Raw genomic sequence first — 14,452 nt, forward strand, 5'->3', positions numbered from 1 at the left:
GAATATTTCCTATATTCAGGGGTAAGTCAAACAAACCAGACGAGGCCCCAGATGACCGGTCCAGACACCAGAACGCCCCCTGCGCCGCTGCCGAAGCCCGCGCAGGCCTGTGGCTCCGTCGCCGCGACGTCGCTGGTGGCAGGCGAGGTCGCCTTTGCCGGCTCCGGCCCCGGCGATCCTGACCTCCTGACGCTGAAGGTGGCGCGCGCGCTGTTGCAGGCGGATGTGATCCTCTTTGACCGTCTGGTCAGCGCCGAGATCATGGCCCTTGCAGGTCCGCAGGCCCAGCTGGAAGACGTCGGCAAGGAAGGATTCGGCCCGCAGGTAAGCCAGGAGGAGATCTGCGCCCGCATGGTGGCCCATGCCCGTGCGGGCAAGAAGGTGCTGCGCCTGAAATCCGGCGATCCCACCGTCTATGGTCGTCTCGATGAGGAACTCACCGCCTGCGAGGCTGCCGGTGTCGCCTATCAGATCCTGCCGGGTATTACCGCCGCCTCCGCAGCCGTGGCCTCCATCGGCCAGAGCCTGACGCAGCGCGGGCGCAATGCCTCGGTGCGGTTTCTGACCGGCCACGACATGAAGGGCTTTGCCGATCACGACTGGGCCGCTCTCGCCCGTCCGGGTGAGGTTGCCGCCATCTACATGGGCAAGAAATCTGCGCGTTTCGTGCAGGGCCGCCTGATCATGCACGGCGCCGACCGCGCCACGCCGATGACCATTGTCGAAAATGCCTCGCGCGCCAATCAGCGGGTGATCGAAACCACGCTGGATCGCCTGCCCAACGATCTTGCCGCCGCCGAACTGACCGGCCCGGCGCTGACATTCCTCGGCCTTGCCCCGCGCGCCAGCGCCCAGGCCCTGACAGATTTGAAAATGGAGCTTGCCTGATGCCCCGCCCCTTTACCCCGAAAATCATCACCGCCAACGACCTGCTTGAGGGCGACGTGATCTATTTCACCGACACCAACGGCTGGAGCCGCGAGCTGAAAGAGGCCGAGCTGATCGAAGATGAGGCCGAAGCCCAGCTGCGCCTGCTCGAAGCGGAGAAAGACGCGCAGCATGTGGTGGGCATCTACCTGACCGATGCAAAAGCGGGGGCTGACGGCCCCGAACCCACCCATTTCCGCGAAGATTTCCGCCGCACCGGCCCATCCAACTATCGCCACGGCAAGCAGGAGGCCGCAGCAAATGTATAAGTACAACGATTTCGACACCGCGTTCCTCGCCGAACGCAACGCCCAGTTCCGCGCCCAGGTGGAGCGCCGCATTGACGGTTCTCTCACCGAGGATGAGTTCAAGCCGCTGCGCCTGATGAATGGTCTCTATCTGCAATTGCACGCCTATATGCTGCGGGTGGCGATCCCCTATGGCACGCTGAACTCTGACCAGATGCGCACCCTCGCGCTGCTGGCGGAGAAGTGGGACAAGGGCTATGGCCATTTCACCACCCGTCAGAACATCCAGTACAACTGGCCCAAGCTGCGCGACGTGCCCGATATGCTGGACGCGCTGGCCGAGGTTGGCCTGCACGCGATCCAGACCTCCGGCAATACCATCCGCAATGTGACCTCGGATCATTTCGCCGCTGCCGCCAAGGATGAGCTGACCGACCCCCGCCCCTATGCCGAGCTGATCCGCCAGTGGTCCACCGACCACCCGGAATTCCAGTTCCTGGGCCGCAAGTTCAAGATCGCCATCACCGGCAGCTCCAACGACCGCGCCGTGACCCGCGCGCATGACATCGGTCTGCGCATGGTCGAACGCGAAGGCGTTGCCGGGTTTGAGGTGATCGTGGGCGGCGGCCTTGGCCGTACGCCGCTGATTGGCAAGGTGATCCGCGATTACCTGCCGCAGGCCGATCTGCTGCCCTATCTGGAATCCGTGCTGGCGGTCTACAACCTGCTGGGTCGGCGCGATAACAAATACAAAGCCCGCATCAAGATCACCGTACTGGAAAACGGCATCGACACCATCCGCGAGATGGTGGAGGAGCGGTTTGAAGAGCGTCGCAAGACCTTTGACGGCACCGATCAAGTGCTGCTGGAGGAGATCAAGGCCCATTTCACCCCGCCCAAACTGCGCGGCGGCAATCTGGAGACCTATCTGGCCGCCTATGATGCCGATCCGGTGTTCCGCTCCTGGGCGGATACCAATCTGGCCGAGCACCGCGATGACAACCACGCCATCGTCACCATCTCGATCAAGGCGCATGGCCAGACCCCCGGTGACGCCACCGCCGCGCAGATGCGGGCAATGGCCGATCTGGCAGAGCGGTTCGGCTATAACGAGCTGCGCATCAGCCATGAGCAGAATGTGATCCTGCCGCATGTGCATAAATCGGACCTGCCGGCCCTGCACGCCGCGCTGAAGGACCACGGGCTGGCCACCGCCAATGTCGGGCTGATCTCCGATATCATCGCCTGCCCCGGCATGGATTACTGCGCGCTGGCCACTGCCCGGTCGATCCCGGTGGCGCAGGAGATTGCCACCCGGTTTGAAGAGCTGAAGCTGGAACATGAGGTGGGTCATCTCCAGATCAAGATTTCGGGCTGCATCAACGCCTGTGGTCACCACCATGTCGGCCACATCGGCATTCTTGGCCTCGACCGCGCCGGGGTGGAGAACTACCAGATCACCCTTGGTGGCGACGCGACAGAAACCGCCGCCATTGGCACCCGCACAGGCCCCGGTTTTGCCTATGATGAAATCGTGCCTGCGGTGGAACGGCTGATCACCGCTTATCTCTCTCTGCGCGACAGCGCCGAGGAAACCTTCCTCCAGACCTATCGTCGCGTCGGCATGGATCCGTTCAAGGCCGCGCTTTACCCCGAGGCCCAGAAAAAGGTTGCTTAGCACCATGGTCAATGCAGCGGCACTACCGGCTGACACACACCAAGGCCCCAGCAGTGCGCATCAACTGGCACTGGCAACAAAGGTGGATGCGCTCAATGCGCGCTTTCGCCACCATTCTGCCACCGCGGTGATGGAAGGCGCGCTGAAGGATGCGGGCCATATCGCGCTGGTCTCCAGCTTTGGCGCGGAATCGGTCGTGCTGCTGCATATGGCGGCGGTGATCGACCCGATGACGCCGGTGGTCTTTGTCGATACCGAATTGTTGTTCACCGAAACGCTGGTCTACCAGCAGGAGGTGAGCGAGCGGCTGGGCCTGCGCAATGTGCAGGTGATCCGCGCCGCTGATATCGCCGAAAAAGACCCCTATGGCGCGCTGCGGTTCTCGGATACAGACGCCTGCTGCGCCCTGCGCAAGACGGCACCGCTGCAAAAGGCGCTGGCGGGGTTCGACGGCTGGATCACCGGACGCAAGCGGTTCCAGGCAGGCACCCGTGCGGCGCTGGAGTTCTTCGAGGTGGAAGAGGCCGCCACCGGCCCCACCGGTCGGCTGAAGATCAACCCCCTCGCCCATTGGGCGCCGCAGGATGTGCGCGCCTATATGGATGAAAACAGATTGCCCCGTCACCCGCTGGTGGCCAAGGGCTACCCCTCAATCGGCTGCGCCCCCTGCACCTCGCCCGTCAAGGAAGGCGAAGATCCGCGGGCCGGGCGCTGGCGCAACCAAGACAAGGAAGAATGCGGCATCCACGTGGTGGATGGCAAATTCATTCGCACAGGAGCCTGATAGATGAGCGTGATTGTGACCGATACGGGCTTTGGCCCCGACAGCTGGACAGCGGGCTTTGACAGCGACACCGCCATTGAGATGCAGCCTGATGCCGACCCTTCGGCGCTGTCCAACCAGCTGCCAGGGCTGGAGATGATCCGTATTCATTTCCCCAGCTTTGCCGATGGCCGGGGCTTTACCCTCGCCCGGCGCCTGCGGCTGGCAGGCTACACCGGCCGTCTGCGCGCCTATGGCCATGTGCTGGCCGATCAATATGCGATGGCGCGGCGCTCCGGGTTTGACGAGGTGGAGATCAGCGACGATCTGGCCACCCGCCAGCCCGAGGACCAGTGGCTCGACCGTGCCAACTGGCAGGCGCATGACTATCAGGCCCGCCTGCGCGGCACCGCCGCGCGCTGAGCCACCCCCTTCCGCTTCATGGGACGACCCGCTGTCGGCCCGGCTCCCTTGCGCCCTGCGCGGAGCCGGTTTCGCAAAACAGGGGGTTTTCCTGACCTGTATCAAAGACTAATCAGAGGTGCCGGCTACTCCTCCGGCAGAGCAACCGATGAACGAGATGACCCCCGTGACTGAAGCTGTGACCGACATTGCCAACGATCCGAAACCGGCCAAAGCCGTACCGGCCCTGCCCGACGCCCAGACCGTGACCGAGGTCAAGCACTGGACGGATCGGCTGTTTTCCTTCCGCGTGACCCGGCCTGCCTCCCTGCGGTTCCGCTCGGGCGAGTTTGTGATGATCGGTCTGATGAACGATCCCGACCCCAAGACCGGTAAGGTGAAACCGCTGCTGCGCGCCTATTCCATCGCCTCGCCCAGCTGGGACGAGGAAATGGAATTCTACTCGATCAAGGTGCAGGACGGCCCGCTGACCTCGCGTTTGCAGCACATCAAGGTGGGCGATGAGATTATCCTGCGCCCCAAACCCGTCGGCACGCTGGTGCATGACGCGCTGGTCCCCGGCAAACGCATCTGGTTCTTTGCCACCGGCACCGGTTTTGCGCCCTTTGCCAGCCTGCTGCGGGAGCCGGAAACCTATGAGAAATTCGATGAGGTGATCATCACCCACACCTGCCGCGAAGTCGGGGAGCTGACCTATGGCGCCGAGCTGATCGAAAGCCTGAAGACCGATGAGCTGCTCAATGAGGTGATTGGCGAAGGCTTCTGGAAGAAGATCAAATATTACCCGACCACCACCCGCGAGGAGAGCCCCAAGATGGGCCGGATCACCGATCTGATGCGCTCGGGCGAGGCCTTTGCCGATCTTGGCGTGCCGCCGCTGAACCCCGAAAGCGACCGCGCGATGATCTGTGGCAACCTGGCGTTCAACCTCGAATTGAAGGACCTGTTTGAAAACACCTATGGTCTGGAAGAAGGTGCCAATTCCAAGCCTGCGCATTTCGTGGTGGAAAAAGCCTTCCTCGACTGATCCGCAGCGACGGCACTGATGTAAAAAGGCCCCCGCCAGAGTTTGGCGGGGGCCTTTGTCGTCTGGCACATCTGCCCGCGTTACTGCGGCAGCGCGTCCTTGATGCGTTTCAGCGTCGCTTCCAGCAGGGCCGGATTGTCACGCGCCTGACCCAGGGTGGTGACCAGCAGCGCCTTCTGTGTCGCCTCCATCGAGGAGTCCTCGATCATCGCGATCACCTTGTCATAGTCAAAGCCCGCAGGCGTCAGCAGCGCGTCTCTGGCGGCTTCGCCGTTCTCTTCAGCCGCGGCCGTTGCATCGGAGGCGCCATCCGCCACGCTGTCGCCTGCCGCCTCGGCGGTTTCGGCGGCGTCATTGGCAACATCCTCTGCCGCCTGGCCTGCCGCAGCTGCCGTATCGGCAACTGCATCACCTGCCGCCGCTGCCTCGTCACCCGCCGCATCCACAGCAGCCGCAGTGCTGTCCTGCAACTGATTGGCAGTGTCGGTGACACCTTCGGCAATCTCGTTCACGGTTTCCTCGGTCGCCTCGGCAACCGCTGCGGCCGCATCGCTCACGGCCTTTGCCGCCGCATCGACGGAGCTGTCGACAGCGCCTTCGACCTCTTCGGCGGCGGTGGCCACATCATTCTCGATTTCGGCAGCGACCTCTGCGGCAGTCTCACCGGCAGGTTCTGCCTCCGGTGTCACCACAACGGTTTCAGTCGCAGGCGCGCCGGTTTCGGGATCGGTCCCCATGGAGGAGACGTAGAAATATCCGCCCAATGCGACGGCTCCCACACCCAGGCCAATGACGATCGGTTTCATGATGGATCTCCTTATCTCTCCATATGCCCCGCAGCATGGCAAGGCTTATGGCTTAGCACTTGGGGCTAGGCGCCTGAAACTACAAGGGGAATAAATGGCAGGCGCCGCCATCGGCCAAACACCGCCAGTCTGGCCCACCCCGGCCTGCCGACATCAGCGCAAGGCAGAATTAACCCTTTGATGACGCTGTTCTGTGCAAACAAACCTTGAAAACAGCGGTATGCGCAGTCATACCCGCAATTGACTTGAATCGCAGGCCCGGGACCGTTACTTTCCGGGCACTTTTCCGAAGTGACAGAAGGATAGACGTCATAGCCCGCAGACCCCATAATGCGCCGCCGCAACGCGACACCGGCCCGCGCATCAACGAAAAAATCCGTGCTCCTGAGATTCGCCTGATCGGCGCTGAGGGGGAAAACGTTGGCGTGGTCCACCCCGCCAAGGCGATGCAGATGGCAGAAGAGGCCGGTCTCGATCTGGTCGAGATTTCGCCCAATGCCACCCCGCCCGTGTGCAAGATCATGGATTACGGCAAGTTCAAATATGAACAGCAGAAGCGGGAAAGCGAAGCACGCAAGAAGCAGAAGATCATCGAAGTCAAAGAGGTGAAGTTCCGTCCCAATACGGACACCCACGACTACGAAGTGAAGATGCGCAACGTGTACAAGTTCCTGGAAAACGGCGACAAGGTAAAGATCACCCTGCGCTTCCGTGGCCGCGAGATGGCCCACCAGAACCTGGGCCGCGACCTGCTGCTGCGTGTTGCAGAAGACATCAAGGAACTGGGCAAGGTCGAAAACATGCCCAAGATGGAAGGCCGTCAGATGATCATGATGATCGGCCCCCTGCCGCAGAAATAACCGCGATCACACGCGCGACCGTTCGAACCCCGCCCCAATCGGAGCGGGGTTTTTTCGTCGTCGCGGCAATGGCTTGCACCATTGGCGCCGATGATATTTTTTCGCGCCACACGGCTTAGATGTATTTTATGGTCACGTTTTATTTACGCCCGCAGCTTACCTGATAGAGGACGATCGGTCGCCGCCGACAATAAAATCACCGCCAAATATGGAGCCTCCCTTGAAGCCTCTCAGCGACGTCCAAAACAGTGCCTTCATGGCCATCGCGCCCTGCCGCGCCGCCTCTCTCGCGCTGGTGGTGCTGGCCAATGAAGACACCCAGCACGCGCCCGACACGATGAAAGACCTGCTGGACCAGTCGGTGAGCCGGATCAGATCCGCCTATGAGATGCTGACCCAGGGCCTGGACAAGCTGCTGGCCGAAAGCGAATACGAACTGCCCGAGGATCTCTGCCTGCAACGGAAGAAATCCATCGACGCGCTGACCCCTTTTGCCGAGGTGCTGAACACGAAATCGGATGCCGAGGTGCTGAAGCGGGTACGCGACATGCCCTCCCTCACGGCGCAGGCGCTGTACAAGGTCGAACCGGAGGTCTCCGCCTTTCTGATCGACATGACCAAAGACATGTTCGACGCGCAGAAAGCCCGCGACAGCGCCCGGGATGACGGGATGCGCGAAGCCATCGAAAACGCCGAAACCGTCGGCCGTCATATTCAGCTGATTGCCTTCAACGCCTCGATCGAGGCCGCGCGCATCGGCGATCAGGGCAAGGGCTTTGCCGTCATCGCCTCGGAAATCCGCAACCTCTCCGGGCGCACCCAGACGCTGCTCGACACGATGTCCGGCTACCTGCGCGCCTGATAATCATCGCCGCCGGCAGTCAGTACCGGCCCAGATAGAAACCAGATAGCAAACGGCCCCGGCAGATCGCCGGGGCCGTCTTGCCGTTTCGCGCTGATGGCTCAGGCCGCAGCCGCCACCGCCCGTTTGGTGATCACGCCGACCAGATGCGCGCGATAGGCCTTGCTGCCGTGCAGATCGCCGATCATGCCCTCTGCATCCACGCTCAGCCCCTCCATCGCTGCGGGCGCGAAATTCGCCGACAGCGCCGCCTCAGCCGCGCTCCAGCGGAACACGCCCTCCTCCGAGGCGCCGGTGACTGCCACCCGCACACCGTCAGAAAACCGCGCCACAAACACCCCCACAAGGGCAAAGCGCGAGGCAGGCTGGACGAATTTCTCGTAATGCGCCGCCTGCGGCACCGGCATGCGGATATTGGTGATGATCTCACCTTCCTCCAGCGCGGTGGTGAACAGCCCCTGAAAATAATCATCCGCCGCAATCTCGCGGGTGTTGGTCACAATCGTGGCCCCACTGGCCAGCGCCGCCGCCGGATAACAGGCGGACGGGTCGTTATTGGCCAGCGAGCCACCGATGGTGCCACGGTTGCGCACCGCCGGATCGCCGATATGGCCCGCCAGTGCCGACAGCGCCGGATAGCTCTTGGCGGTTGCCGCCTCGACCTCGGCATGGGTGGTGGCGCCGCCGATGGCGATGGCATCGCCATCCGGGCAGACACCGCGCATCTCGGCAATCCCGCTCAGGCTCACCAATGTGCTGGGCATCGCCAGCCGCTGCTTCAGCGTCGGAATCAGCGTCTGCCCACCGCCCAGAGCCTGGGCATCCTCCGCACCCAGCGCCTTGACCGCATCCGCAATGGTTGCGGGTTTCTCGAATTCAAATTCATACATCTTCGCTTCCTTCCCAAAGAGCGCATGAGGCCCTTCTTCTGGCTAGAAATATCCCGGGGGTATGGGGGCAGCGCCCCCATGAGCCCTTAGCCGTTCATCGCCGCCCAGACCCGTGCAGGGCTCAGGGGCATGTCGATATGGGTGACATCCTTGCCTGCGGATTGCAGCGCGTCCACCACCGCATTGACCACCGAGGGCGGGGTGCCGATGGCGCCGGCCTCGCCGCAGCCCTTCACACCCAGCGGATTGTGGGTACAGGGCGTCTGGCAGGAATGATCGACCTTGTAGAACGGCAGATCATCGGCCCGTGGCATGGCGTAATCCATGAAGGAGGCGGACAGCAGCTGCCCGTCGTCATCATAGACACAGGCCTCCAGCAGCGCCTGACCGATGCCCTGACCAATGCCGCCATGCACCTGACCATCGACGATCATCGGATTGACGATATTGCCAAAGTCATCCGCCGCGGCAAAGCTTTCGATGGTGACCTTGCCAGTGTCGGGATCGACCTCCACCTCGCAGGCATAGGCGCCCGAGGGATAGGTGAAATTCGCCGGATCATAGAACGCGGTTTCCTCCAGCCCCGGCTCGATATCCTCCAGCGGGTAGTTATGCGGCACATAGGCCGCAAGGGTCACATCGCCCCAGGCCAGCGACTTATCGGTGCCTGCGACGGTGAACTGGCCGTCCTTCAGTTCGATATCCGCGTCCGAGGCCTCAAGGATATGGGCGGCGATCTTCTTCGCCTTGGCGATGATCTTCTCGGTGGCACGGACCATCGCAGATCCCCCCACCGCCAGCGAACGCGAGCCATAGGTGCCCATGCCCATCGGTGCCTTGTCGGTATCGCCATGTTCGATCTCGACCATATCCTCGGGGATGCCGATCATCTCGGCGATCACCTGGGGGAAAGACGTCTCATGCCCCTGCCCGTGGCTGTGGCTACCGGTCATGACAACAATGCCGCCGGTGGCATTGACCCGCACGGTCGCGCTCTCATAGAGGCCTGCACGGGCGCCAAGCTGCCCGACAAGGTTCGAGGGCGCGATGCCGCAGGCCTCGATATAGCAGTTCACCCCAAGGCCCCGCAGCTTGCCCTTGGCCTCGCTGGCGGCACGGCGCGCGGCAAAGCCGCTGAGATCGGCGATCTCTTCCAGCTTGTCCATCGTGGCGTGGTAATCGCCGGTGTCATATTCCACCGCAACCGGTGTGGCATAGGGGAATTCGGTGATGAAGTTCTGGCGGCGCAGCGCGATCGGATCAACCCCCAGCTCACGCGCCGCCTTATCAATGACGCGCTCCAGCTGATAGGTCGCCTCTGGCCGACCCGCCCCGCGATACGCATCAACGGCAACGGTATTGGTGAACACCGCCTTCACATTCACATAGATCAGCGGCGTCTTATAATTGCCCGCCATCAGCGTGCCATGCAGCCAGGTCGGGACCGAGGGGGCAAAGGTCGACAGATACGCGCCCATATTGGCGTAGGTCTCGGTGCGCAGCGCGGTGAAATTGTTGTCGGCGTCCAGCGCCAGTTCGATCTTGGTCACGTGATCGCGGCCATGGGCATCGGACATAAACGCCTCGGACCGGGACGAGGTCCATTTCACCGCCCGGTTCAGAGCCTTGGCAGCAAAGGTGCAGAAGGCCTCTTCCGCATAGTGGAAGATCTTGGAACCAAAACCCCCGCCCACGTCCGGGGCCACCACGCGCAGTTTATGTTCGGGGATGCCCAGCACAAAGGCGCCCATCAGGAGACGGATCACATGCGGGTTCTGCGAGGTGGTATAAAGCGTGCTGTCGCCGGTGGCGCGGTTGAAATCCCCCACCGCCACGCGTGGCTCCATCGGGTTCGCGACCAGACGGTTGTTGACCAGCTCCAGCGTGGTGACATGGGCGGCGTCCTTGATCGCCTGATCCACCGCCTCGCGGTTATCCTCGACAAATCCCCAGTCATAACAGAGGTTTGAGGTCAAATCATCATGCACCTTCGTGGCGCCATCCTTGACCGCTTCTTTCATGTTGATGACGGCGGGCAGCTCTTCGATGTCGACCACAATCGCCTCGGCGGCATCACGCGCCTGTTCCGGGGTCTCGGCCACAACGGCGGCGATGGGATCGCCGACATGGCGCACCTTGCCCTGGGCCAGCACCGGATGGGCCGGTTCCTGCATCACCTCGCCAAAGCGGTCGGTCACCTGCCAGCCGCAGGGCAGCCCGCCGACACCTTCGAAGTCCGCGCCGGTGAAGATGCGCACAACGCCGGGCATGGCGGCTGCATCGGCGGTGTCGACCGAGGTCAGCCGACCATGGGCCACATCCGAGCGCAGGAAATGCACATAGGCCTGGCCGTTGAGATTAATGTCATCCGTGTAATTGCCGGTTCCGGTCAGGAACCTGATGTCTTCGCGCCGTTTCGGGCTGGCGCCGATGCCGCTATCCTTTGGCATTGTCCAAATTTCCTCCCTGGACGGTCTGCGCAGAGGCAGACCTCTTGGTCATGCTGTGGTTCAGTCGTGGGTCCTTTTGCAGCTGCGGCGGGCGTTATTCGGCCGCCAGCGCAGAGATATCCTGACCCGAGGCCGCCATGATCGCCTTCACGATATTGTGGTAGCCGGTGCAGCGGCACAGGTTGCCCTCAAGGTATTCGCGGATTTCCTGTTCGCTGGGTTTTGGATTGTCCTTCAACAGCGCGGCTGCGGACATCACCATGCCCGGCGTGCAGAAGCCGCATTGCAGCCCGTGGTGGTCCTGAAACGCCTGTTGAATGACGTTGAGCGTGCCATCGGGGGCGGCCTGCCCTTCGATGGTGGCGACATCTGCGCCCTCGGCTTCGGCCGCCAGCATGGTGCAGGATTTCACCGCTTTGCCATCCACATGCACGACACAGGCGCCGCATTGGCTGGTGTCGCAGCCGACATGGGTGCCGGTCAGCCCCAGATCTTCTCGCAGGAAACTGGACAGCAGCGTGCGCCCTTCGACCTCTCCGCTGGCAGTCCGACCGTTTACGGTCATTGTGACTTTCACCATCAACTCCTCCCTTGGCTCGCAAAAACTCGCTGGCCGAAGTTAAGCACGGGGAGCTTGCCGGCGCGAAGCCCTAATCGCATCGCCACGACTAAAGTCGCAGGTGCAGCCGCAGGTCGGGGTCAGAGATCGCTGCGCCTTGGGCGGGGACGTGTGGGGATTTCCTTCAAGAGGCCGCCGACGCCCATGGCGGCTATATCGGCGCTGCTGACCTCGATGCCGCAGACCAGCCGTTCCAGCACCCAATCCGCCCCATTGAGCGCAGGCGAGCGCGCACAGCCCGGCAGGCCCAGCACCGGCCGACCGGACAGTTGGCCGAGAAACAGCAGGTTGCCGGGATCCACCGGCATTCCAAAGCGCAGAACCTCTCCGCCCGCCCGGCGCAGCGCCGCGGGCGCCACATCCAGGGGATCCGAGGTGGCCGAAGCGGTGAGGATCAGGATCAGATCGCTATCATCGCCAAGGCTCGCAAGCGCGGCGGCCAGCTCCGCCTCGCGGTGCGGCACCACCTGCCGGGGCGCCATCGCCATGTCGAACCGGTCGAGCCGTCCGATCATCGCGGCGCGCCCCTTGTCCGGGGGCGTCTGCGCGCTGGTGCGCGTCTCGATCAGGGTGGCGCGGCGCAGCTGTGGCGGGATCAGGCGGATCGCCCCGGCCACATCGCGGGTGGCGGCCGTCAGCGCCTCATCCGGCACGGCGTAGGAGATGATTTTGGCGGTGGCGACCATACCGCCGGGATCGGCGCGGTGGAAATCGGGCACCGTGGCCAGCGTGATCATCGGATCGACCGCATTCAGCGCGTTGATCCGTTCGGCATCGACCCGGATCAGACCGGGACCAAGCGCATGAAGGTTGACCCGCCCTGCCCCGGCACCGGAGATGCGCAGCCCCAATGCGGCAGGATCCGGCAACAGCGCCTCGGCCAGCCGCTCTGCGGCGCGGTCTTCGTGGATATCCCCCGGTTCCAGCTGCGCCACGGTCAGCGCGCGGTGGCCGGCGGCGGCAAGGTCAGCCAGATCCTGCGCTGCCAGTCTGGTGCCCTTGGCAATGCGGTGCTCCGCCCCCTGCAGTGAATGGGCCAGATAGCATCCCGACGCCTCATTGAGGGGCACCTCGCCAAAGATCATGGGCGCCGCCCCCGCAGAACCGCCGTCATCTCGGCGATGATCGACACGGCGATTTCCGCCGGGCCTGCGGCACCGATATCAAGCCCGATGGGACCGTGGATACGGGCGAGCGTCGCCTCGTCAAAACCAGCCTCCTGCATCCGTGCAATCCGTTTGGCATGGGTGCGCGTCGAACCGAGCGCGCCGATGTAGAAACAGTCCGAGCGCAGGGCGGCCTCCAGCGCGGGATCGTCAATTTTCGGATCATGAGTAAGCAGCACCACCGCGCTGCGCCCATCCAGACCAAGCTCGGCGATCGCCTCGTCGGGCCAGTCCTCGATCAGCCGTTCATTGGGGAACCGGGCCGCCGAGGCAAAGGCCGCGCGCGGGTCGAGGATGACCGGATCGTAGCCGGCAATCCGCGCCATCGGCACCAGCGCCTGGGTGATATGCACCGCCCCCACCGCGATCAGGCGCAGGGGTGGGTTGTGAACGGCGACAAAGGTCTTGCCGTCCTCTTCGACGCCGGAGCGGTCCATGCGTTTGCGCTCGGCGTGGGCGTCGGTCTCCAGCCGCCCGGCACCGCTGTCGAGATCAACCACATAGGCCAGGGCGCGGCGGGCCGCGCGGGCAGCGACCAGATCGGCCAGCGTTGCCTCTGACAGGGAGCCGCCCACCGGTTCGACCAGAATGCGGATGGTGCCGCCACAGGCCAGCCCGACCGCAAAGGCATCACCGTCGCTGACGCCGAACTCCAGAAGCTGATGCCGCCCCGAGGCGATCGCCTCCTGCGCGGCCAGGATCACCGCGCCTTCGACGCAGCCCCCCGAAACGGACCCTTCGATCCGGCCATCGCTGGCAACCGCCAGCTGCGCGCCGGCGCGGCGCGGCGCGGATCCCCAGGTTTCGACCACCGTGGCCAGCGCCGCCCCGCCGCCGGTTGCCCGGCCCGCGCGATACCACGCCAGGGCGGTTTCGGGGATGGCATCAAAACGCTCGATACTGGACGCGATGCTGGGCGCGATACTGGACATGGGCATCTGGAACCTCGGGGTTGCGGCGATTGCCGTATGTGGTCCATGGCAGGTGGCATTCCGGCCGCAGACGGGACGCGCCGAGTCTAACGCCGCCGCCCCGCAAGCGGGATCAAAAACACGCGCGCAGCCCTGCGACTTTGGTCGCAGGATCAACACCCGTGCCGCTGTCGGATCTTACTTCAGTTTGGAGAGCTTGTCCTGCAACTCGGCCAGCTGCCGCTTGATATCGTCCAGCCCGTCGCCGTCTTCGCCGCTGTCACTGTCGCCGGATGATTTCGCAGCGCCGGGCCAGTTGCCGGAGAACCCGCCGGTCATCGCCTTCAGAAACGCCTGCTGCTGCGCCTTCATCGCCTCGAACCCCGGCATCTGCGCAATCGGGTTCATGGCGTTCATATTCTCGACCATCTTGCTCTGGTTTTCGCGCAGCATCTCAAAGGAGCTTTGCAGGAACTGCGGCATCACCCCGCCACCGGGCACCATGTAGCTGCGCACCAGATCGTTCAGCACATTGACCGGCAGAATGTTTTCACCCCGGCTTTCGTGTTCGGCGATGATCTGCAGGAGATACTGGCGGGTCAGGTCGTCCCCGGTCTTGAGGTCAACGATCTGCACCTCACGCCCCTCGCGGATGAAACCGGCGATATCCTCCAGCGTGACATAGTCGCTGGTCTCCGTATTGTAGAGCCGTCGGCTGGCATATCGTTTGATCAACAAGGGTTTATCCTGATCCGACATGTCATTTCTCCCCAGACATGATGCATTGCAGCAAAGCCTATGCGAGCGCAGAACAAAAGGGAA

Annotated in this window: 15 protein-coding genes; 8 read left to right on the forward strand and 7 right to left on the reverse strand. The window is 63.2% G+C overall.

The window, feature by feature from the left end; translation table 11 throughout:
* Positions 1-51: 51 nt before the first annotated feature.
* The 6 genes from cobA to VWY34_RS16455 all read left to right on the forward strand — a co-directional run bounded on the left by cobA (position 52) and on the right by VWY34_RS16455 (position 5,066).
* A complete protein-coding gene (gene cobA / locus VWY34_RS16430) occupies positions 52-888 on the forward strand; it encodes a uroporphyrinogen-III C-methyltransferase (protein WP_416546254.1) in 837 nt (278 codons plus the stop codon).
* Positions 888-1,196, forward strand: a complete 309-nt coding sequence (locus tag VWY34_RS16435) for a DUF2849 domain-containing protein (RefSeq protein WP_260081637.1) — start codon at positions 888-890, stop codon at positions 1,194-1,196. Before cobA ends, VWY34_RS16435 begins: the two co-directional genes overlap by 1 nt.
* Entirely contained in the window at positions 1,189-2,853 is a 1,665-nt protein-coding gene (locus VWY34_RS16440) for a nitrite/sulfite reductase (RefSeq protein ID WP_416546256.1), read from the forward strand. Before VWY34_RS16435 ends, VWY34_RS16440 begins: the two co-directional genes overlap by 8 nt.
* Positions 2,854-2,857: 4 nt before the next feature.
* The gene (locus tag VWY34_RS16445) at positions 2,858-3,637 is read left to right on the forward strand and encodes a phosphoadenylyl-sulfate reductase (protein WP_416546258.1); all 780 of its coding nucleotides are present in this window, start codon (positions 2,858-2,860) and stop codon (positions 3,635-3,637) included.
* A gap of 3 nt (positions 3,638-3,640) precedes the next feature.
* Complete coding sequence (locus VWY34_RS16450) at positions 3,641-4,039, forward strand: DUF934 domain-containing protein (RefSeq protein WP_340545965.1); 399 nt, start codon at positions 3,641-3,643, stop codon at positions 4,037-4,039.
* 148 nt (positions 4,040-4,187) lie between these two features.
* Positions 4,188-5,066, forward strand: a complete 879-nt coding sequence (locus VWY34_RS16455; RefSeq protein ID WP_340545966.1) for a ferredoxin--NADP reductase — start codon at positions 4,188-4,190, stop codon at positions 5,064-5,066.
* 80 nt (positions 5,067-5,146) lie between these two features.
* On the opposite strand, the gene VWY34_RS16460 is transcribed toward VWY34_RS16455, so the two are convergent.
* Complete coding sequence (locus tag VWY34_RS16460; protein WP_416546260.1) at positions 5,147-5,872, reverse strand: hypothetical protein; 726 nt, start codon at positions 5,870-5,872, stop codon at positions 5,147-5,149.
* Between the two features lie 311 nt (positions 5,873-6,183).
* Here VWY34_RS16460 and infC point away from each other — a divergent pair, with 311 nt between their 5' ends.
* Both infC and VWY34_RS16470 read left to right on the forward strand, forming a co-directional pair.
* Positions 6,184-6,732: a translation initiation factor IF-3 gene (infC, locus tag VWY34_RS16465; RefSeq protein WP_374015615.1), complete on the forward strand. Its 549-nt coding sequence runs from the start codon at positions 6,184-6,186 to the stop codon at positions 6,730-6,732.
* A 220-nt stretch (positions 6,733-6,952) separates the two neighbouring features.
* On the forward strand, positions 6,953-7,594 hold the full coding sequence (locus VWY34_RS16470) for a methyl-accepting chemotaxis protein (RefSeq protein ID WP_416542105.1): 642 nt from the start codon (positions 6,953-6,955) through the stop codon (positions 7,592-7,594).
* 101 nt (positions 7,595-7,695) lie between these two features.
* On the opposite strand, the gene VWY34_RS16475 is transcribed toward VWY34_RS16470, so the two are convergent.
* From VWY34_RS16475 to phaR, 6 genes are all read right to left on the reverse strand, one after another.
* Positions 7,696-8,484 (reverse strand): FAD binding domain-containing protein, encoded by a 789-nt coding sequence (locus VWY34_RS16475; RefSeq protein ID WP_416546262.1) that lies wholly within the window; start codon positions 8,482-8,484, stop codon positions 7,696-7,698.
* An 86-nt stretch (positions 8,485-8,570) separates the two neighbouring features.
* On the reverse strand, positions 8,571-10,934 hold the full coding sequence (locus tag VWY34_RS16480) for a xanthine dehydrogenase family protein molybdopterin-binding subunit (RefSeq protein ID WP_340545971.1): 2,364 nt from the start codon (positions 10,932-10,934) through the stop codon (positions 8,571-8,573).
* 94 nt (positions 10,935-11,028) lie between these two features.
* The gene (locus tag VWY34_RS16485; RefSeq protein WP_340545972.1) at positions 11,029-11,514 is read right to left on the reverse strand and encodes a (2Fe-2S)-binding protein; all 486 of its coding nucleotides are present in this window, start codon (positions 11,512-11,514) and stop codon (positions 11,029-11,031) included.
* A 119-nt stretch (positions 11,515-11,633) separates the two neighbouring features.
* A complete protein-coding gene (locus VWY34_RS16490) occupies positions 11,634-12,638 on the reverse strand; it encodes a molybdopterin-binding protein (protein WP_416538999.1) in 1,005 nt (334 codons plus the stop codon).
* Positions 12,635-13,651, reverse strand: a complete 1,017-nt coding sequence (locus tag VWY34_RS16495) for an XdhC family protein (protein ID WP_416546264.1) — start codon at positions 13,649-13,651, stop codon at positions 12,635-12,637. Before VWY34_RS16495 ends, VWY34_RS16490 begins: the two co-directional genes overlap by 4 nt.
* Positions 13,652-13,828: 177 nt before the next feature.
* On the reverse strand, positions 13,829-14,389 hold the full coding sequence (gene phaR, locus VWY34_RS16500) for a polyhydroxyalkanoate synthesis repressor PhaR (protein WP_340545975.1): 561 nt from the start codon (positions 14,387-14,389) through the stop codon (positions 13,829-13,831).
* Between the last annotated feature and the right edge of the window lie 63 nt (positions 14,390-14,452).

The organism is Phaeobacter sp. JH20_02 (assembly GCF_048056915.1).
GTDB classification, from domain to species: Bacteria; Pseudomonadota; Alphaproteobacteria; order Rhodobacterales; family Rhodobacteraceae; genus Phaeobacter; species Phaeobacter bryozoorum.

Coding starts and splice junctions, on each gene's coding strand:
- cobA (WP_416546254.1), top strand. CDS start 52: ATGACCGGTCCAGACACCAGAACGCCCCCTGCGCCGCTGCCGAAGCCC.
- VWY34_RS16435 (WP_260081637.1), top strand. CDS start 888: ATGCCCCGCCCCTTTACCCCGAAAATCATCACCGCCAACGACCTGCTT.
- VWY34_RS16440 (WP_416546256.1), top strand. CDS start 1,189: ATGTATAAGTACAACGATTTCGACACCGCGTTCCTCGCCGAACGCAAC.
- VWY34_RS16445 (WP_416546258.1), top strand. CDS start 2,858: ATGGTCAATGCAGCGGCACTACCGGCTGACACACACCAAGGCCCCAGC.
- VWY34_RS16450 (WP_340545965.1), top strand. CDS start 3,641: ATGAGCGTGATTGTGACCGATACGGGCTTTGGCCCCGACAGCTGGACA.
- VWY34_RS16455 (WP_340545966.1), top strand. CDS start 4,188: ATGAACGAGATGACCCCCGTGACTGAAGCTGTGACCGACATTGCCAAC.
- VWY34_RS16460 (WP_416546260.1), bottom strand. CDS start 5,872: ATGAAACCGATCGTCATTGGCCTGGGTGTGGGAGCCGTCGCATTGGGC.
- VWY34_RS16475 (WP_416546262.1), bottom strand. CDS start 8,484: ATGTATGAATTTGAATTCGAGAAACCCGCAACCATTGCGGATGCGGTC.
- VWY34_RS16480 (WP_340545971.1), bottom strand. CDS start 10,934: ATGCCAAAGGATAGCGGCATCGGCGCCAGCCCGAAACGGCGCGAAGAC.
- VWY34_RS16485 (WP_340545972.1), bottom strand. CDS start 11,514: ATGGTGAAAGTCACAATGACCGTAAACGGTCGGACTGCCAGCGGAGAG.
- VWY34_RS16490 (WP_416538999.1), bottom strand. CDS start 12,638: ATGATCTTTGGCGAGGTGCCCCTCAATGAGGCGTCGGGATGCTATCTG.
- VWY34_RS16495 (WP_416546264.1), bottom strand. CDS start 13,651: ATGTCCAGTATCGCGCCCAGCATCGCGTCCAGTATCGAGCGTTTTGAT.
- phaR (WP_340545975.1), bottom strand. CDS start 14,389: ATGTCGGATCAGGATAAACCCTTGTTGATCAAACGATATGCCAGCCGA.